Annotated in this window: 22 protein-coding genes and 2 tRNA genes; 20 read left to right on the top strand and 4 right to left on the bottom strand. The window is 42.7% G+C overall.

The window, feature by feature from the left end; genetic code table 11:
* Positions 1-21: 21 nt before the first annotated feature.
* From dnaX to rlmH, 13 genes are all read left to right on the top strand, one after another.
* The gene (gene dnaX, locus AABI08_RS04570; RefSeq protein ID WP_338343709.1) at positions 22-2,013 is read left to right on the top strand and encodes a DNA polymerase III subunit gamma/tau; all 1,992 of its coding nucleotides are present in this window, start codon (positions 22-24) and stop codon (positions 2,011-2,013) included.
* Between the two features lie 3 nt (positions 2,014-2,016).
* Positions 2,017-2,622: a recombination mediator RecR gene (gene recR / locus AABI08_RS04565; RefSeq protein ID WP_047974791.1), complete on the top strand. Its 606-nt coding sequence runs from the start codon at positions 2,017-2,019 to the stop codon at positions 2,620-2,622.
* The gene (locus tag AABI08_RS04560; protein WP_338343708.1) at positions 2,622-2,888 is read left to right on the top strand and encodes a YaaL family protein; all 267 of its coding nucleotides are present in this window, start codon (positions 2,622-2,624) and stop codon (positions 2,886-2,888) included. The genes recR and AABI08_RS04560 overlap by 1 nt, the downstream gene beginning before the upstream one ends.
* A gap of 9 nt (positions 2,889-2,897) precedes the next feature.
* A complete protein-coding gene (gene tmk / locus AABI08_RS04555) occupies positions 2,898-3,530 on the top strand; it encodes a dTMP kinase (protein WP_338343707.1) in 633 nt (210 codons plus the stop codon).
* 4 nt (positions 3,531-3,534) lie between these two features.
* Positions 3,535-3,858 (top strand): cyclic-di-AMP receptor, encoded by a 324-nt coding sequence (locus AABI08_RS04550; protein ID WP_047974788.1) that lies wholly within the window; start codon positions 3,535-3,537, stop codon positions 3,856-3,858.
* 6 nt (positions 3,859-3,864) lie between these two features.
* Entirely contained in the window at positions 3,865-4,827 is a 963-nt protein-coding gene (locus tag AABI08_RS04545; RefSeq protein WP_338343706.1) for a DNA polymerase III subunit delta, read from the top strand.
* A 6-nt stretch (positions 4,828-4,833) separates the two neighbouring features.
* Positions 4,834-5,751, top strand: coding sequence for a 16S rRNA (cytidine(1402)-2'-O)-methyltransferase (gene rsmI / locus AABI08_RS04540; protein WP_338343705.1), 918 nt, complete (start codon positions 4,834-4,836; stop codon positions 5,749-5,751).
* A complete protein-coding gene (locus AABI08_RS04535; RefSeq protein WP_338343704.1) occupies positions 5,744-6,502 on the top strand; it encodes an acyl-[acyl-carrier-protein] thioesterase in 759 nt (252 codons plus the stop codon). Before rsmI ends, AABI08_RS04535 begins: the two co-directional genes overlap by 8 nt.
* Entirely contained in the window at positions 6,503-7,498 is a 996-nt protein-coding gene (gene galE / locus AABI08_RS04530; RefSeq protein WP_338343703.1) for a UDP-glucose 4-epimerase GalE, read from the top strand.
* 167 nt (positions 7,499-7,665) lie between these two features.
* Positions 7,666-8,544: an ROK family protein gene (locus AABI08_RS04525; protein ID WP_338343702.1), complete on the top strand. Its 879-nt coding sequence runs from the start codon at positions 7,666-7,668 to the stop codon at positions 8,542-8,544.
* Between the two features lie 86 nt (positions 8,545-8,630).
* Positions 8,631-8,703, top strand: a tRNA-Lys gene (locus AABI08_RS04520).
* 68 nt (positions 8,704-8,771) lie between these two features.
* Positions 8,772-9,527, top strand: a complete 756-nt coding sequence (locus AABI08_RS04515; RefSeq protein ID WP_338343701.1) for a M15 family metallopeptidase — start codon at positions 8,772-8,774, stop codon at positions 9,525-9,527.
* Positions 9,528-10,119: 592 nt separating this feature from the next.
* A complete protein-coding gene (gene rlmH / locus AABI08_RS04510; protein ID WP_338343700.1) occupies positions 10,120-10,599 on the top strand; it encodes a 23S rRNA (pseudouridine(1915)-N(3))-methyltransferase RlmH in 480 nt (159 codons plus the stop codon).
* A 62-nt stretch (positions 10,600-10,661) separates the two neighbouring features.
* Here the strand turns inward: rlmH and AABI08_RS04505 are convergent, their stop codons facing one another.
* Positions 10,662-11,315: an NAD(P)H-hydrate epimerase gene (locus tag AABI08_RS04505; RefSeq protein ID WP_338343699.1), complete on the bottom strand. Its 654-nt coding sequence runs from the start codon at positions 11,313-11,315 to the stop codon at positions 10,662-10,664.
* 78 nt (positions 11,316-11,393) lie between these two features.
* Here AABI08_RS04505 and AABI08_RS04500 point away from each other — a divergent pair, with 78 nt between their 5' ends.
* The 4 genes from AABI08_RS04500 to AABI08_RS04485 all read left to right on the top strand — a co-directional run bounded on the left by AABI08_RS04500 (position 11,394) and on the right by AABI08_RS04485 (position 14,931).
* The gene (locus AABI08_RS04500; RefSeq protein WP_338343698.1) at positions 11,394-11,723 is read left to right on the top strand and encodes a hypothetical protein; all 330 of its coding nucleotides are present in this window, start codon (positions 11,394-11,396) and stop codon (positions 11,721-11,723) included.
* Between the two features lie 47 nt (positions 11,724-11,770).
* Positions 11,771-11,858: transfer RNA gene (locus AABI08_RS04495), tRNA-Ser, on the top strand.
* 204 nt (positions 11,859-12,062) lie between these two features.
* Entirely contained in the window at positions 12,063-12,401 is a 339-nt protein-coding gene (locus tag AABI08_RS04490) for a hypothetical protein (RefSeq protein WP_338343697.1), read from the top strand.
* 781 nt (positions 12,402-13,182) lie between these two features.
* Positions 13,183-14,931, top strand: coding sequence for a glycosyltransferase family 2 protein (locus tag AABI08_RS04485; protein ID WP_338343696.1), 1,749 nt, complete (start codon positions 13,183-13,185; stop codon positions 14,929-14,931).
* A 362-nt stretch (positions 14,932-15,293) separates the two neighbouring features.
* Here the strand turns inward: AABI08_RS04485 and AABI08_RS04480 are convergent, their stop codons facing one another.
* The 3 genes from AABI08_RS04480 to AABI08_RS04470 all read right to left on the bottom strand — a co-directional run bounded on the left by AABI08_RS04480 (position 15,294) and on the right by AABI08_RS04470 (position 16,695).
* Positions 15,294-15,479, bottom strand: coding sequence for a hypothetical protein (locus AABI08_RS04480; protein ID WP_338343695.1), 186 nt, complete (start codon positions 15,477-15,479; stop codon positions 15,294-15,296).
* 51 nt (positions 15,480-15,530) lie between these two features.
* On the bottom strand, positions 15,531-15,947 hold the full coding sequence (locus tag AABI08_RS04475) for a DUF4231 domain-containing protein (RefSeq protein WP_338343694.1): 417 nt from the start codon (positions 15,945-15,947) through the stop codon (positions 15,531-15,533).
* 112 nt (positions 15,948-16,059) lie between these two features.
* Positions 16,060-16,695: a helix-turn-helix domain-containing protein gene (locus AABI08_RS04470; protein WP_338343693.1), complete on the bottom strand. Its 636-nt coding sequence runs from the start codon at positions 16,693-16,695 to the stop codon at positions 16,060-16,062.
* A gap of 143 nt (positions 16,696-16,838) precedes the next feature.
* Between AABI08_RS04470 and AABI08_RS04465 the strand changes: the two genes are divergently transcribed.
* From AABI08_RS04465 to AABI08_RS04455, 3 genes are all read left to right on the top strand, one after another.
* Positions 16,839-17,033 carry a helix-turn-helix domain-containing protein gene (locus tag AABI08_RS04465; RefSeq protein ID WP_338343692.1) on the top strand — a complete coding sequence of 65 codons (195 nt, stop codon included), beginning with the start codon at positions 16,839-16,841 and terminating at the stop codon, positions 17,031-17,033.
* A 442-nt stretch (positions 17,034-17,475) separates the two neighbouring features.
* A complete protein-coding gene (locus AABI08_RS04460) occupies positions 17,476-17,694 on the top strand; it encodes a hypothetical protein (protein ID WP_338343690.1) in 219 nt (72 codons plus the stop codon).
* A gap of 9 nt (positions 17,695-17,703) precedes the next feature.
* Positions 17,704-19,107 carry a DUF5906 domain-containing protein gene (locus AABI08_RS04455; RefSeq protein ID WP_338343689.1) on the top strand — a complete coding sequence of 468 codons (1,404 nt, stop codon included), beginning with the start codon at positions 17,704-17,706 and terminating at the stop codon, positions 19,105-19,107.
* Positions 19,108-19,336: the final 229 nt, after the last annotated feature.

The raw sequence follows: 19,336 nt of genomic DNA, 5'->3' as shown, positions 1-19,336 counted from the left end.
TTTGTAAGGGAGGGGACCACCATGGCATATCAAGCACTTTACCGGGTGTACCGGCCAAGGACTTTTGAGCAAATGGTCGGCCAGGAAGTGATTACCAAGACGCTCGAGAACGCCATCGAGCAGAAGCAAACGGGTCACGCCTACCTATTCTCGGGTCCGCGAGGGACCGGAAAGACCTCAGCGGCTAAGATTTTTGCTCGTGAAGTCAACGGCATTGGCCAAGACCAGGCAAATGAGTCCCACCCTGACATTATTGAAATTGATGCGGCTTCAAACAACGGGGTTGATGAAATCCGCTCCATTCGAGATTCGGCTAATTACGCGCCGATTGAAGCACCGTTTAAAATTTATATTATTGATGAGGCCCACATGTTATCGACGGGGGCCTTTAATGCGCTTTTAAAGACTTTAGAGGAGCCACCGGCTCAGGTAAAGTTTATTTTGGCGACAACTGAAGTGCAAAAAATGCCCGCTACCATCCTGTCGCGGACACAGCGCTTCGAGTTTAAGCGCCTTTCAAACGAAACGATTAAGAACCGCATGATTGAAATCCTACACCAGGAAAATCAGGCATATGAAGACCAGGCCTTAGATGTTGTGGCAACTGCCGCAGAAGGTGGAATGCGCGATGCTTTGTCCATTTTGGACCAGGTGATTGCCTATGGTCCCGAAAAAATTACGCTCGAAAACGCGCTAACAGTCACCGGTTCGGTCAAAATCGATCAATTACTGACTTACTTAAATCAGGTATTAGACCGGGATACAGCGGCCGCTTTGGCCACTTTGTCTGCGATTTTGTTGGCAGGAAAGGATGCTAATCGCTTCCTAGCTGATTTGATGGCTACCCTGCGGGATGTGATGCTGGTTGATTTAGCACCGGATTTGGTCAAGGCAACCAGCAAGGTAGAAGAGTTAAAGGCCTTTAAAAGCAAAATCTCTCAAGACCAGTTGCAGCAAATGCTCGTTGTTATCGACGATGTTAAAACCCAATTGGCGGCCTCACAGCAAAGCGATATTTACCTTGAAATCTTAACGGTCAAGTTGACGCTTTCAGACCAAGAAAAAAACCAGCCAACCTCAAAGGGTCAGTCGACTCAAACACCGCTGATGAATGGCGCAAATGAGAAACAAGGCAAACCAACTGCTCAGGCAAATGCATCCGTTCAGGATAAGCCAGCTACTGCTGAGCCTGTGGAAACGAAGCAAGCGACAGCGAGTGGTGCCAAGGTTGCGGAAAGAGTACAAGTCCGACCGGCTAATACCGCAGCTGTTGACCAACCGGTTCAGCAGAACGCAGTACCAAGCACAAGGCCAGATCAGAACGCTGATTTAATGGCGGATGCCGATTTTGCCGGTGAAGAACCGGGTTCACCAGTTGAACCTGAGGTAAGCCGGCCAGTAGCAGAGCCAACGCAAAGCGCAGCGGACACTCAAGAACAAGTCAGCCAAGCCAAAGAACCAGTTTCTCGAGCATTACCAACAGTTTATACCGGTCAAGAGCCCGTTCAAGCGGTCTTGTCTCAAGCAAAGCGTGAACGGCTGACACAGGCACAAAACATCTGGCCTGACTTAGTCAAGGGCTTTGCAGTCAAAGACCAGGCGGTCTTGCAGACGGTTGAACCAATGGCCTCTTCTGACCAGGCCTTGATTTTGGCTTTTGATTTTCCAGCCATTATGGACGCCAGTTTACAGAATACCGATTTGCTGGCTAATTTGGCAGCAGCATTGCGGGAAAATCAGTTGCCCGAAACCTTGGTCTTACGGAGCAAAGACGAATGGCAAAATGACCGGGCTGCTTACGTGGCAGCCTTGCGGTCGGGACAAAAAATCGAGATTTCGCTCGCTGACTTGACCCCAACTGTCTTAGAAGCTAACCACGACCAGGTGGCTGCAGTGACTGAGGTGGCGGACCAAGAAAATGTTAACCAGGGTCCTGATTTAGTACAAGAAGCCAAGGACCTCTTTGGGGACGATTTGGTCGTTGTGACCAAAACAGATGATGAAGGAAAATAGGACATGCAATATCCAGAACCAATTGCAAAATTAATCGATTCATATTCGAAGTTACCGGGGATTGGGGCAAAAACTGCCAGCCGGTTAGCCTTTTACACATTGGGGATGGACCAAGAGGATGTTAAATCCTTTGCAAACGCCTTGGCAACGGCGAAAGAATCAGTTACATTTTGTGAAATTTGCGGTAATATAACAACAAAGGATGAAAATCCCTGTGCCATTTGTTCCGATCCCAGCCGTGATCAGAGTACGGTTTTGGTTTTACAAAATCCAAAGGATGTGATGGCAATGGAGCAGACGGGGGAATACCACGGACTGTATCATGTCTTAAATGGCGTGATTTCTCCCAGTGCCGGAACGGGGCCAGAGGATATTAATCTGCCATCTTTAATTAAACGCCTTTCAAAGGATGAACAGATTCAAGAAGTCATTGTTGGGACAAACGCCAATACCGATGGTGAAGCCACTGCGATGTATTTGGCCCGGCTTTTGAAGCCAGCCAATATTAAAGTGACTCGACTAGCTACTGGCTTAGCGGTTGGAGCTGATATCGATTATGCGGACCAACTGACCTTGATTAAGTCCATCGAAGGCAGAAATGAGCTCTAATGTTTAATAAAAAGAAAAAAGTGAATACAGGTTTTCTTAAAGAAGAGTTTGACGAATTGCTTTTAAGTCAAATTAATCAAGCGCGGTTAGAATATCACCAAGCGCAAGAATCCGAAACGGCATTGGTTGATTCGCGGGTCAACGGGCATATGATTCAGGCCCAAACGGCAGTCGATAAGGCGAAGTTTTCGTATCTTTACAATGAGGCTCGGCGCCGCAAAGCGGTAGCGAAGCAACCGTTGATTTACCAACAGCCACAGGAATAGGAGCTTCCCATGAGCGAGATGCATTTTTTATCATTTGAGGGTCCAGAAGGCGCAGGAAAAACCACGGTGATTGAGGCGGTGCGTCCGTACTTAGCAAAATTAGCTCAGGCGGATGTCTTAGTAACCAGAGAACCCGGTGGGACACCAGTGGCCGAAGGAATTCGAACGCTTCTCCAAGAAAAAACGAAGCCAGCGATGGATCCGTGGACGGAGGCACTGCTTTATGCCGCTTCTCGGCGTGAGCACCTTGTCCAAACCGTCCAGCCGGCCATTGCTGCGGGGAAGGTCGTTTTGTCAGACCGATACCTTGATTCGTCACTGGCCTACCAAGGTGGTGGGCGTAGTCTTGGGGTTGACCGGATTGCTGAATTAAATGCCTTTGCCACGCAGGGACAACTACCAGACCTAACGATTTACTTGGATTTGCCGGTTGAGGTTGGGCTGGAGCGGATTTTTGCCAATCGAAAGGGCAAGATTGACCGACTGGATGAAGAGGAACTTTCTTTCCATCAGACGGTCCGTCAAACTTATTTGGAATTGGTGGAAAAAAGTCCCGAACGAATCAAGCTGGTCAACGCCAACCAAGATGTTCAAGCTGTAATTGAAGAAGTCAAGCAGGTCCTAGCGACCTATTGGAGGTAAAAAGATGAAATTAGTCAATGCCATTGTTCAAGATAAAGATGCAACAAAGTTAGCCAACGCCTTCGTCAAGGCTAAGATTCAAGCAACCCGTCTCGCCACATCCGGTGGCTTCTTACGGTCAGGTAACACGACTTTCATCATTGCTATTGATGAGGACCGGGTCGAGGAAGTACTGCAAATTATTAAGGATATTTCACAAAAGCGGAAGCAATTTATGGTACCACCAATTAGCGTTGAGGGAGAGCGGACAGGTGCTTTCCCAGTTGAAGTCGAAGTGGGTGGTGCCACTGTCTTCACGCAGACAATTGATGATTTCTACCAGTTCTAATTTTTAATGGCTAAAAAAAACAGTAACAAGGGTCAAACAGCCCAAAATACCGCCGAACCGGCTCTTGTTGACCAAGACTTCCAGGCAATGGCAGAAGCGGCCTACCCGGCTAATTACCGCCATTTTGAGCAAGCGGTCGCAGAGGACCGACTTTCACACCTTTATTTGTTAGCTGGTGTTGGAAATGCTGAAAAAATTGCCTTGGCGAAGTCGTTGGCTTCCTTTGTTCTTGGCCAAGATGAGTTGACGAAGCAACGTTTGGCAGCCTTTGACCATCCTGATTTTGTGACCGTTTTACCCGAAAAACCGGGAGCAGCGATTAAAATTGCGCAAATCAGGGCCCTGGTCCCAGAGCTGACGACAACCGCCCTGGAAGGACAGCGGAAAATTTTCGTGATTGACCAGGCGGATACGTTAACAACAGCCGCGGCCAATTCCTTGTTGAAGTTTATCGAGGAGCCGGCGGGACCGCAATTGATTTTGCTTTTAGCAAACAAAGCCAGCGATGTCTTGGCAACGATTCGGTCGCGCGCCCAGTTGGTGAACCTACAGGCTTCCGACCAAGTCAACCTGGATAGCCAGGTTGCGAAGGAGGCCTTTACCAAGGAGGCCCAGACGAAGGTTTTCAAGTGGTTTGAGCTGGCAATGACGCAGGATGTCGCCTTAATGGCTTACCTACAGGGACAGCTTTTGCCCTTGGTGACTGCTAAGGACCAGGAAAATCAGGTTTTGGCATGGCTCCAGTCGCTCGGTCGCGATTTAGCCGTTTATTCTTATGTTGACCAAAACCAATTGGCTTTTCCGCAGTTGCTTGGTTTTTATAAGGAAATGGTTAAACGCTATCGACCTGAACAGCTGTTAGCGGTGGGAAAGCTGATTTTGCAAACCGACCAATTGAAAAACGTTAATATTTCTTGGCAAAGTCGGTTAGAAAAGCTAGGGCTCGAAATCACAATAGCCTTGGGATAGGATGATATGCAGGTACAAAAAAGTTTTGCAGAACAAAAAACGGGGACGCTGTATCTCGTTGCCACACCAATCGGTAACCTTCAGGATATGTCAAATCGAGCAATCGAAGTGCTGTCGACCGTTGATGTGATTGCTGCCGAGGATACAAGACACACACAGCTATTATTGAATTACTTCGATATCCATACTAAAAAGACTGCCCTTCATGAACATAACTGGCAGGAAAAGGCGCCACTAATTGTTCAAGACCTTTTGGCAGGACAGTCGGTTGCCCAGGTTTCAGATGCGGGCTTGCCCTCCATCTCAGACCCGGGGAAAGAGTTAGTGGCTCAAGCAATTGCTGCTGGAATTCCAGTTGTGCCCGTGCCAGGTGCTTCAGCCGGCATTACGGCCCTGATTGCTTCTGGCCTAGTGCCGCAGCCTTTCTATTTTCATGGTTTCTTACCACGAAAAAAGGGTGAGCAGCAGGCCGCTTTGGCGGATCTTGCTCGTCGACCAGAGACGCTGATTTTTTATGAGGCCCCTCATCGCCTGAAGGCGACGATGGAAAACTTGCTAACGGTTTGTGGCCCCAATCGCCGAGTCGTCTTGGCCCGGGAATTAACAAAGCGGTACGAGGAATTCTTGCGCGGGACTACGAAAGAGTTGGCGGACTGGCTGGCTGAAAATCAGGCCCGTGGGGAATTTGTCTTGATGGTTGCAGGCGCTAGCGCTGAAGACCTAAAAGAAATGGCCGAACCACAGCAAGAGGATGCACAGGTCTTGGCTGAAACAGCTGACCTTCCTGTTGATCAAGCGGTGGCAGAGTTAGTGACGGCCGGGCAAAAGCCCAATCAAGCCATCAAGCAGGTGGCCAAGGACCGGGGATTAAACCGGCAAGAGGTTTATAAAATTTATCATCAAATCGAGGAAGATCATGGCTGATATTTTTTCAATTACACGACCTGTTGAGTACTATCAGGTTGATTTGACACGAAAGCTTTCATTACCAATGGTCTTGAATCTGGCCATCTTGTGCTCACGGCTTCAAGGGGAGCACTTGAACGTTGGCTATACTGAAACTGATAAGCGCGGTTTGGGTTGGGTCATTTTACAATACGATTTAAAGATTATCCGTCGGCCCAAATTAGGTGAGAAAATTACGATTGAGACCAAGGCCGGGGAATGGTCTTCTTACTTCGCCATGCGTGGTTTTTACTTTAAGGACGCAAATGGTGAGGTCATTATTGACATTGATTCCCTTTGGGCTTTGATTGACCTAGAGACTAGGCGAATGAAGCGTTTGCCAGAGGATCTTGTGGTTCCTTATGGTGGGCAAGAGGTCCGTCGTTTAGACAAGATGGTCAAGGTTGATAAAATCAAGGATGAAGATGTTCAAGTTAGGCGCCCTTATCAAGTGCGCTTCTTAGACATTGACGGGAACCGCCACGTTAACAATTCCAAATACTTGGAGTGGATGCTGGATGTGTTGCCCTTTGAGTTCTTGAAAGACCATGAGGCGACTAATTTGACCATTCGTTATGAAAACGAAGTCCATTACGGTCACCGAGTTGAATCGCAAGCAATTTTAGCAGATAATAAATCAAGACACCGGGTCGTCAAAGAAGATGGCATTTCGGCAGAAGCCGTGATTACCTGGATGGATCGACCCGGACAAAAAAGTGAGGAAAAGTAGATGTCTGTATTAGTATTAGGTGGCGCTGGCTATATCGGTTCGCACATGGTGCGTCGGTTGTTAGACCAAGGCCAGGATGTTGTTGTTGTTGATAATTTGGTCAAGGGACACCGAGCAGCGGTGGCACCAGAAGCCAAGTTCTACCAAGTCGATATTCGCGACAAGAAGGCTTTGTCTGAAGTTTTTGAAAAAGAGAACATCGATGCCGTTGTTCACTTTGCAGCCTTCTCAATTGTGCCTGAATCCGTTGCCGAACCATTGATGTACTTTGATAACAACACCGCAGGAATGGTGACTTTGCTTGAAGTGATGAAGGACTTTGATGTGAAGAAGATTGTCTTCTCATCAACGGCTGCCACTTACGGTAACCCAGTCAACATTCCGATTAAGGAAACTGACCCACAAAACCCCATCAACCCTTATGGGGAATCAAAGTTGATGATGGAAAAGATGATGGCTTGGGCCGATTCAGCTTATGACATCAAGTGGGTGGCCTTGCGCTACTTTAACGTGGCCGGTGCAATTGATGATGGTTCAATTGGTGAGGACCATGGCCCAGAAACACATTTGGTGCCAATCATCTTGCAAGCAGCAGCTGGTCAACGTGATTACATCGAAATGTTTGGGGATGACTATAACACGCCAGATGGTTTCAATGTCCGTGATTACGTCCATGTTGTTGATTTGGCAGATGCTCACATTTTGGCCTTGGATTACTTGGCTAAGGGTAACAAATCAGCTCAATTTAACTTGGGATCAGCGACGGGCTTCTCTGTTAAGGAAATGGTTGAAGCAGCCCGTGAAGCAACTGGTGTCAACATTGAGGCCAAGGTTGGCCCTCGCCGTCCTGGTGACCCTGATATTTTGGTGGCGGATTCAACGCAAGCTCGAGAAGTTTTGGGCTGGCAACCAAAGTTTGATAACGTGAAGGACATCATCAAAACTGCTTGGAATTGGAAAGAAAAGCATCCAAACGGCTATGATGACCGCAAATAAAGTTTAAAAGGCCAAAAAGGCCTTTTTTTAGTGCGATTTTGCAATATAATTAATGAAAAAGCAAAAAAGTGTTGTTTGTTTGTCTGTAAGCGTTTACAATAAAGATAAAGAAACGTGTTGAATAAAATCAACCTCCGGTTCAAAACAAAGCGGAAAGGATGTTCGCCATGGCACTATTAGGAGCAATTGAAGGCGGCGGTACGAAGTTTGTTTTAGCTGTCTGTGATGAGGATATGAAGATTGTTGACCGTCAGTCGATTCCGACTGAAGACGGTGAAAAGACGCTTGATGCGGTGATTGCCTATTTTGATCAGTTTGAGGATATCAAGGCAATAGGGATTGCGATGTTTGGTCCCATTGATATTAATCCGGAGTCCAAGACTTATGGCCGTGTTTTGGATACGCCAAAGCGTGGCTGGTCAGGTTACGATTTCTTGGGTCGAATGAAGGCCTGGCGTGACATTCCTTACTATTGGACGACCGACGTTAATGGCGCCGCCTGGGCGGAGTATAAGACGGGAGCTGTGAAGGAAAATCAGTCAATGGTTTACCTCACGATTGGAACTGGTGTTGGGGCTGGCATCATCAACCGTGGCCACTTTTTGACAGGCTGCGGTCACCCTGAGGCTGGTCACATTATGATTCAAAAGCATCCAAAGGATGATTACAAGGGTCATTGCCCATTCCATCAGGACCACTGTTTGGAAGGGTTAGCAGCTGGACCAGCTATGGCTGAACGTTGGGGAATGACGGCTAAGGAATTGCCAGACGACCATATCGCTTGGGAAATCGAGGCCGACTACTTGGCTCAGGCGGCTGTTGACTTTACGGTCATCCTCCGCCCCGATAAGATTATCTTTGGTGGTGGGGTTCCACATCGTGAAAATTTGTTACCAATGGTTCGGAAGGCCTTTGCAGATAAGTTCCGTAACTATTTGGCAACACCTGATTTTGATGACTACATTGTCCCCGTTTCGACTGGTGATAATGCTGGTATCATTGGCTGCTTCTATTTGGCCCAAGCTAAGCTAGCGGAAGAAAATTAAATTAGAAAATTCCACTTTTTTGGCAAAAAAGCTTGCCGACTGTCGCTATATATGGTATGATATCTTTTGTTGTGAAAGACATCCATGGTTAGTTAGCTCAGTTGGTAGAGCAACGGACTCTTAATCCGTGGGTCCAGGGTTCGAGCCCCTGACTGACCATCATAAAACAAAAGACTGGAATTTATTCCAGTCTTTTTTTGTATCGTAAGGCCGTGGGAGGTTCACTGATGACAAATAAAAAACGAATCATAGCGGTGCTTGCTGGCCTGATTTTACTGGCGGTGGTAGTCTGGTTGGTACTTGGATCACATGGGCAAAGTCAGGGCCAGAAAACGAGCCAGTCACAGACAAAGGCAACGACAACTAGCCTGCCAAAGGGTGTGAAAAGCACTGACTGGGACCTGATGTTAATCAATAAGCAACATCCTGAAAATCAGGAAATCAATTTTACCCAGGCTAAGGTTGGGGACAAGGTTGTTAACCAAAAGATCCAGCAAAGCGTGATTGATTTTATGGCTGGTGCCAAGGCAGCTGGTTATGATACCACCTTAGTTTCAGGCTACCGGTCGATTGAATATCAAAAGGAAGTCTTTGCGAACGTCTTAGCAAACAACGAAAAGAATGGTGAATCGGAGGAAAAGGCGTTGGCCGAAACTAAGAAGGTTGTGCAAACACCTGGTTCATCCGAACACCAAACTGGTTTGGCCATTGATTTAGCTGGAAATGATGCTTTAGCGAAGTATCCAGGCCTAACGGGCGAGATGGACCAGTTCGCTTCGCAGCGCTGGTTAATTGACCACGCACCTGACTATGGTTTCATTCTTCGTTATCCAAAGGATAAGGTATCAATTAAAGAGACTGGGATTGATTATGAGTCCTGGCACTTCCGGTATGTTGGGGTCACAAACGCGAAGTATATGACGAAGCATCATCTAACCCTTGAAGCCTATTTGAAGGCTCTGAAGGCGCGTGAGGCGTCTTAAAAATGAAGGCGGATAACTTGGAATTATGTTCCTAGTTATCCGCTTTTTTGTTAACTTTTCTTTTTGCACCCGTGGATCAATTTAAGCAAGTGAATCGGCCTTAAAACTGATTTAAAAGATGTCATTTAAGCATTAAAATTAGCGACTATACCAATTTTAGAATGTCTGTTCGGTTGATTTGCGGTAAAATGAATAGTCGAGGCCCAAAAGAGTTCTTAAATTCGCCTTTTTAAGACGGAAAAGGCGTTAATTAGCGCTTTATCACAAGGACAACTTTGGACTATGCGGTGAAAAGACGAATGTTCACAAAATTGGCAGGGGAACAGATGTGCTCTTTTGTTCGTAAAAAGGGGAATGGGGAAAAATTGGGATAAGTTTTCAAAAATCCCAGTCTTATCGCCTTTCTCTTTTTGGAAAAGTTACCCCCAAAACCTGTGGATAAGTGGTGCGTTTGGGGATAATTCGACATAAATTGGTCTATATGAACTGATTTGACGGGTATAAGTCTGGGGATTAGTGGATAAAAGAGTGGATAAGTTGAATGAAAGGAAGCAAGTTTTGTTTTTAGACCAAAACAAGTGGTGAAACTAAAATGAAAATTAAAATATTAACGGTTGGAAAATTAAAAGAAGATTACCTGAAAAAGGGGATTGCGGAGTATGCGAAGCGGCTGAATCGCTTTGGTACCGTGGAAATGGTTGAGGTGCCGGATGAAAAGACACCTGAAAAAGCATCGGCAGCTGAAAATCAACAAATTATGGCAAAGGAAGCGGAACGAATCCAAGGTAAAATTGGTGAGCGGGACTTTGTCGTTGTTTTAGCGATTGAGGGGAAGGAGCTAGCCTCGGAAGACTTTGCGCAGAAATTAGAAGCTGCCAAAAATACGGGTCATGGCACCCTAACCTTCATTATTGGTGGATCCCTGGGGCTGGACCCCGCCATTAAAAAGCGCGCCAACCTCTTACTTTCCTTTGGACGGTTGACGCTGCCACACCAGCTGATGCGTTTGGTGTTGGTTGAGCAGATTTATCGAGCAATGATGATTTCAGCGGGTTCGACTTATCATAAATAAGCAGTAATCAAATGCGACAAAAAAAACCAAACCCCGAAGGGTTTGGCTTTTTTGTCGCATTGTTATTGTTCTTTAATGGAAAACTGGAAGTCCTCTGGGACGACAATCCCGATATCTTTGACCAGGACTTGTCCGGCCGATTTTTTGCCTGGATTTTTGGTAACACCAGCTTTGATGAAGCCAAAGGAAATCGTCGTCTTGGCCTTCAGGGCAGCACCCATAATTTGCCCGGTGGAGCCATTTACGCCAGTTGGCAGGTCGAGGGCGACAACGGTACTTTCGATGTGGTTGGCTGCTTTGACCATCTTTTGCAGGCCATCTGGCAAATCTTTGTTTAATCCGGTACCAAAGATGGCGTCGATGATCAATGAAGCTTGCTTGAAGTCTGATTTTTCAGAACGGGGAACGCCACAGGCTTCAGCGATTTGTAGTTGGTGCTTGACGGCAGGCTTAGCCTTGTTAGCATTACCGACAAACTGTAATGAAACAGGGATGTGCAGCTGGTGCAACAAGCGCGCGAGGGCAATTCCATCGGCACCGTTATTGCCCAAGCCAACTAAGACCAAGACGTTGGAGAGGTCATAGGCACCGGCGCCAAGGACGTCCAAGGCGGCTAAAGCGGCACGTTCAATCAAAACATCTTCTGACAAACCGATGTCTGTCATTGTGTATTGGTCTAGTTCCTGCATTTCTTCTGTTGTCACGAGTTGTGTCATTCAAATCACCTTAGTATAATAGATATATTCAATTATAATATAGAACAGCAAAAAAGAGTAATGAAAGGCGGCCACAAAATGGATAACATGGAAGTTGCTGATGATTATCAACAGGTAAAGGACCAAGTGGCGATTTTGAATGCCCGGGGTGAAGCGGTCACGGAAGAAGAAATGATTGAGCGGACTCTTTTGCGTGGTTTGGAAGAAATTTTGGACTACCGGATGGATGGTACTTTTTACACGGTTAAGTGGAACGATCAGAAGGAGTTGGAGCTTTATGATGTCTATCATGAGCTTTCCGCAACTATCAAGCCAAGGGGCAGCTCTTTGATTGAAGACTTTAAGAATGACGATCAAGGATTGTGGGACAACTTCAATTTGTCCGTGATGGCAATCGAGAATCGTTAAAAGTGCTTGCCGTAACAAATATTATCTGTTATGATATTATCTGTTACGGAGAAGTACTCAAGAGGCTGAAGAGGCGCCCTTGCTAAGGGTGTAGACGTGTTAAAGCGTGCGAGGGTTCGAATCCCTTCTTCTCCATTTTGCTCATCAAGAGCAGTCAAGAGGGGTCACAAATCCCAGTGTTAAGCGATTTTGATTTTTTGGTAATCAAGAGAAATCAAGCAAAAGTACAGAAAAAGGTACAGAAAAAATAAGCATGTTCTAGCTCTGTGACGGCCTTCGGGTCGTCTTTTTTTGTTGGTTTGGTGTGCTGTACAATAGTCTTAAAAGCACTTATGGGGGATGATTAGAGTGACACCAACACGGCTATTAGAACATTACTTTAAGGGCAAGGCACACGCTATGCTTGAGTATGCTGAAACTCACCAAGAGAATATGGGAAGGTACGGCCGTGAGAACTTTAATTTTTGGGTTGAGTTGGTTGATACCTTGGATAACTACACCAAGGATCTAGCGCCCGAAATCATCGAGATGGAAAAAGACCACTACAAAAACAAAAAGCCATTTGGCGAGTTTTACAACATCACAGCACCAACGGCCGAGATTGAAAGAATTAACAGAGACTTGAGACGGTTGGCCAGGTCAATCAAACAAACAGAAAGAATACAAGCCACTAGGTAGCTCTCAGAAGCCCACCACGGCTTTTTTTATTTGTCTTCATAGCCATTTGCAAGCAAACTGGCTAGAATTCGAACAAGCCCCCCCATACGCGGCCAATCAAGAGAGCGCTCACATATCGTCATTTTACATAAAAGCCAATTTTCAAAAAATTTAGGTAGGGGGGGTGTCCAAAGGTGGACAACTTTCGCAACTTTTGGCGAAAATGGCTCAGCAGTGGCGTTTACAGGGTGTTGGGTGTGTGGTTTAACTTGGTGTGTTTTGGTTCAATTGTTCGGTTTTTGTCGATTTTTTAGGTTTGAATATGAACAGCATTTGTCTTTTTATTGCTAAAATATTGGAAAAGGACAAGGCGCAAAAATGGGCGCTAAACACATCCCTGTTTTGAGCACTTTAATTAAAGTGGTCTGTGTATTGCTGACTCCTTCACAACTTTCTGCGAAAAATTAAAAAACCTGTTCCGTCATAAAGTCGGGTCAGGTAATACTTTAAATTCAGGGCCTATGTTTTGGTGGATAAGGATAAGAGGCTAACGAAGTTAAGAGTTTTATTATAAATTTCCCACAGTAATAAACGTTACTTGTATTTAATCTAAACAAAAAATTTTGAACATGTAGTATATGTAAAGTATATAGTATGTGCGAGTTGTCTTTAATAAAAGCGGATAGAGGAGGCGATATAAAAATGATTACGGGGGCTATACAACATTACTCATAGGTGCCAAGTAAATAAAGGGTATCTGTAGCTGTAAAGTATTATTAATAATAAAAAGAGATTTTTTATCATGAGAAAAGCATCGTTACAAGGAAATACTAAAATACTCTCTTCAGTATGGAAGTATCAAAATAAACGCTCGAAACCGTATACCTACAAAATGATTTTATCTATTTGGATAATTACAATGGTTATATTTGAATACTTTACCTTTCGATATGGAGTGCTGCCAACTTATTATGCCGGACACCCGTATTACTCAATGTTAATCATTCTTAATCAGCTGTTTGTGGGTATATTTTTTTACTTTGGCATTCTTCACTTTGTTTTTCCAGTGGTTTATCAGCGTGAAAAACAAGATGTAATAGCATATGAAAATAACGTATTAAGTACAGCGTTACAGGATAATTTTTACCCCAAGGTTTTATTGTTATATACAACATATAACGACTTCCTACCTTATGCTGCAGACCAATGTTTTCAGCAGACGTATACTAATTGTCAATCTGTTATCTTAGATAACTCGACAGATAATTACTACATTAATAAAGTGAGACGATACGTACAGTTACATTCAAATGTTCAGTTAATTCATGATGTAAATAATCGATACGCTAAGGCTGGTAATTTGAATCATTTCTTATGTCACGAGCTCCATGATGATTATGACTATTTTGTTATTTTAGATGCTGATGAGCTTTTAGAAAAGGAATTTGTTGAAAAAACATTAAAATTTTTTCAGTTTGCCCAACAACATGAGCAACGCCAGCTTGGGATTGTGCAAGCTAATCACATTTCTGGTCAGAATCTAAATGAATTTCAATCTCTTTTCTCTTCGTCAGGAAACTCTTTTTGGCCAGTTCAAAATACTGTTCGATCGATGTTTTCAGGGACTTTATCAAAGGATAACAATGGTGAGGTTATCCAAGTATCCAAGGGTGATTGTGTTGATATTGAATTGGGACACGGTACAATTGTTTCAAAAGAATGTTTTGAAGCCGTTGGGCAAATTCCACAAGCCGTTGCTGAAGACCTATGTTTTAGTGTTGAAGCGTTATTTAAAGGATTTAACATACAATTTGTCCATCAAATTTATGGTAACGAAGCTTTTCCTATTAATCAGGCGGCTTTAATGACACGATCAGCTAAGTTCAGTTCAGCAAATTTTGAATTTATGAAATTATACGGTAAGAAGATTTGGCAAACCAAAGTGTTATCCAAAACCCAAAAGTTAGATTTGTTATCCTTTGTTTTATCTGATATCCTGTTTGCTTTGGAATATCTCTCATTAACGTTGAGCTCGATTGTTTTCCCATTAGCGCACGTGCATACGGGAATGCAAACATTTTTTTTAATTCCAACACTGATTGTTTATTTCTCACAATCTATTGCAGATGGATGGTTTCAAAAGTTATCTGGTTGGACTTTGTGGAAAGTAATTAAGTACGAATGTTTAGCTGCTTTTTTATATGGTGGCATGTATTATATTACTGTGAAGGCAGCATTTTTATCATTATTTGGTGTGTCAGCTAAATTCCGAACAACTCCTAAAAAACATAATAAAATTACCTTTTTGGATGCATTTAAAGCGAATTTTTCAGGTATTATTTTTAGTCTATCAACAATTATCATAGTATTGTTTTGTTCTGGATCATCGTGGATTTTATTAAGTTTTGTACCTGGTGTTATCGGTTTCTTGGTTTATTCATTGGCTAATAAAAGCACATATAGTAATCGGAAGGCGCATGTAATTATTGAAAACGGAAATTATAACGCCCTAACAAGCCTTCAGGGAGAGATAGTCCCGTGGGACATTTAAAATCATGGTCAGTGTTATTTTTTATATTCTGTGCGGTTTGTTAGTGTATTAAAGTACTTCATTTTTGTAGATCGGTCTACTTTATCCTCAATCAGAATTCTCAAAAACTAAAAGCTGACACATTCGCCACGATTGGCGAAAGGGGAAAGCACTTCACAACATCACATCTAAGTGCGGTTGTTAATCATCCCCACATAAAAAAGGACCCGCAATTATGCAGGCCCACAGATATTTAATAACAGGAATAACGGCTATTGCATGGCGCACCAACGCAAACATTTAAGTTTAGGAACAATAGCCTATCCCTTAGGTGTATATTACTTTTTTATTGGCTTTAGGTTAATCGTTTAGAACGTCTTATATTAACTCATATGAATGGCGTTCATAAGAAGGATAATAGCGCCTAAAATGAAAATTAAAGAACCCCAGATGATTTGAGTGATGACACTTTTATCACCGAAGTAAAGCCTAAGCAGTGGTGCAATGCTACCAAAAATAAGAACAATGATACCAATAAATACGAGTGCTAATCCAATAAGTGCAATCATGTTTTTTCTCCTTTAATATTTATAATGTGGCTGTTGTGAACATTCCTATGACTATTTCACAGAATCAAAAAAGTCGTCAAGTGATTGTTCAGACGAATTAATAATATTTTTAACTAATGTTTTTACATCTTCATCGTCCGTTTGATCATAAGGGGAAGCGTGAATATCGAAAAGTAATTGTTCCTTTTTGATTGTAATTAGAGCTGTTCCCATTAAATTCTTTTTATCTTCAATTTTGAATGTTGACTTAGTTGTTTGAATTAGTGTGATAATAGCTGAAAATACTGAAACAATAATAAGCAAGTGAACATTTTTTTCGGATAATGAAATGATAATCGGTATGCTAGAAGATAATGTAATATTCAGCATACTCAAAATTGATGAAATTTTTTTGTAATACTTATACTGTGATTCGAGTTTTTTAATGGCAGTGGATAAATTATCTCTTAGCTCTAGTCTTGTTATCATAATATTTTTCCTTCATGTGAACTTTTACCATCCCCGATATCGGTGTTTGATTGCTGTATATCATTAAGCCTTACTCAATCGAGTAGGGCTATTTTTGTGCTTATTGAGCTCATTATTTAGGTATACCGTTACGTCCGTCAGTTGGCAAATTATTGTTAGCTTTGTGTGTTGCTTTTATTGTGTTTAAAATTTGCTCTTTAGTTAAATTCCTTATGTCTAACAATATTTGTAACCTATCTTCATCAGCTAATAAAACGATGTCGGTTATTATATCTAACACTAAGGAACGCAAATCCGACTTAGTAATAGACTGGTTATAGTCAATATTTTCTTCTAAGTTACTACTTTCAATTTTAGAGACTAAATCAAGAATAGGACCAACATTATTTGATTTGATGTCTGTTTGGCGACTTTGCCACTCTTTATTAAATTCTTCATTCCCAATATTATTTTTGTAATCAATTATGTTTGATAACTCTTGTTCGTTGATTGTCGGAACTTCAATGTTTTCATTGTGGGCAGAAAAAACATTATTAAAAGGACTCTTGTACTCACTAACCCCCTGTACATAGCCAACAGGCACACCAAAAAAATCAGCGAGTTTTTGCCATACTTCATGCTTACCGTTTTTAATGTACCCACTTTCATACCTCGAAAGAGTGGGCTGTGATATGCCAACAATGGAGGCAAGCTTAGTTAAGCTAATCTTTTGCTCTTGTCTTAATTGTTTAATCCTATTTTGTTCCATATGCGCACCCTTTGTAAGACTTAATATAGTTAGATTTTAACAACTTATGCAGTAAATGCAAACAAATCCTCTTGACAATGTAAAAAGTGCATAATATTATTGTTGATGAACATATGCATATTATGCATGGAAAGGAGCGCGGTATGAAAGCATTAACAAAAAGCTTTGTTGACGCCCTAACGATTAAGCAGGCACGAGAACGCCTGAACTATGGGCAGTTAGCAGAAAAGACGGGAGTTAATAGCGTGACTATCTCACGAATTATCAATCGTAAGGTAGACACGGCACAAGAACGGACGTTCGACAAGTTGAACGACTGGCTACTAGAGGAGGTATAGCAATGGAGCAAACAGTACAGACGGTCACAGAGTGGCCTAGGTGGTTAACATTGAAGGATGGGGCTAAGTACGCAGGGTGTGCAGTGAACACCTTCAGGAAGCATCTCATTGCCACAGGGAAAGTTAAGGCACATATTACCAGTTACCGAACTGTATACGACAGGGACGAGATTGACCAAGCCATTGAAAACTGGAACTAAGGGGATGACATGCAAATAATCAATATTTTAATCACGCTTGCCACCTTTACCCTCATTGGTTTAGGTGGTGTACAAGTCGGTTATACACTCGGCAAACAAGACAGGGCACGAAAGTAACAGAAAGGAAGTTAGTTAATCCATGACAAAGGCACAAAAAAAGACATCCCCTGAAAGTTTGGCGACAGTATGGGAATGACTTGGATTAAACGCCTTTTTAGTGGCTATTTAACTGTAATTTTATCATGAAAAAACAAGAAGTAACAACGGTATATAAATTAGACCTTGAAATTATATCAGGTTTATCATCAGAAATTAACGCCATTTCCAAGCTGTTAGCAGTTGCAATTAAAAATAAACAAGTGGATGAATACGACAGCGACAAGATATTAAAAAATATCTCGAGTTTGTCCATTGATATTACTAATAAGGTGGGCGAGTTGTGTTTTGAGATGGAAGACTAGGGGGAATTAATGGCAAAAATTGAAAAGCAACCAAAATGGCTAATTGTTGACGGTGATGGCAAACCTAAAAATATTAATCATTTACTACTGGCAGAAACAATTTTAAAAAAACATCCGATCAAGGTTGTCCCATTTGGTAATGACTTTAATTATTACAGCTATAATGGCGTGAATTGGGAAGATACCAAAAAAGAACGGGCGTTATTGAATGCCAAACGGTATGCGATGGACTACCTGAAAGAAGTGGATTTTTATAGTGTGAAGCGAATGGAAGACACAGCCAAGACTGTCATTATTAAAGCACAATTACAATACAATCCATTTATTAAGCAGAAAACGGACAGAGTGGCCTTTAAAAACGGCACATATTTGTTAAAGTCGGGCGAAATGCTAGGGGTAAATGTTCCTACTGATTATTTAGTAAATGGTCATGACTATGAAGCAAGGCCAGAAGGAACAACTACCAATATTAACGTTTGGGGTAAATACATTTTTGGCCCATCATGGGAATACGTAAAAGAGATTGTTGGTTATGCTTTCATACCAGAGCAACACACATTTAATACGCTGACAATTATTCTCGATGAAATAGGAGGAACAGGCAAAAGTTACTTTATTAGCCGTATCATACTCCCGCTTATTGGAAAAGCCAACTTGGTAGCTAAAGACATCGATACCCTGACAGGTAGCAATGGCAAAAGTTCACGATTTGGAACGGTTGACCTCATTGGGAAGTTGGCGAATATCCATTTGGACATTCCCGACACGGTTATTAGTACGCCAGACGCCCTTAAAACCATAACGGGGGGCGACGTGGTGGAAGTTGAAGGAAAAGGAACAAACGCTATCAGTGTCGAATTATACGCAAAATTAATTTTTGCAACTAATAGCCGTCCTAAAATCGCTATGAGTTCGGCACTGGCTCAACGTATTCACCTTGTACCTGTGGTAGCTCCAAAGGTGCGAGATAACCCGCAAGAGGCCGAGAAACGTTCAAAAAAATGGTCCGAGTCTAAAGCTGTTAAAGAAATTGGGAGCTTTGCCATTGAGTGTATTGAGGCCTTTAAACAAGCTAGAGACATTGGCCATCTAACTGTTAATGATGAAATTAAAGAACTAACTGAAGCTTGGGCAATTGAACAGGACTTAGTAACGTTGTTTTTATCCGAGGCCAAAACGCCGCTTCCTGAAGGGGCAGACGGTGGAATAAAGAAAGGGACAGCATATGCACGATTTAGAGATTGGTTAGTTGACAATAAACAACAAAGCAAAATAAAAGAACGGCAATTTAATAAAAAACTCGAATTGCTGGGATATATTGGGGCTAAAACAAGAAACCATCCAGAGGGCGATACCGAAAACCCACAAGCAAGCTGGCTTGGCTTGGACCTGAAAAAGTATACAAAGGAATAGTATTTTGCTGATTTGTTCCGCAAAGTGTTCCGATACAACAAAAAATAAAAAAACAGCTATAAAGCTAGTTATACCAAGCGTTCAAGGAAACTAATAGATAAAGTTTGTTCCGCTAGTGTTCCAATGGTGTAAATGCGTCACTCCTAGAGTCTCTAGGTATTAACTGTGTTTGTTCCATTTGTTCCATATAATTTATTAGTTGTATATATAGGTATATAAAGTATATACG

The organism is Fructobacillus evanidus (assembly GCF_963580165.1).
Lineage (GTDB): Bacteria > Bacillota > Bacilli > Lactobacillales > Lactobacillaceae > Fructobacillus > Fructobacillus evanidus.
Note: the sequence above shows the minus strand (reverse complement) of the source record. Positions and strands in the feature narration are given on the sequence as shown.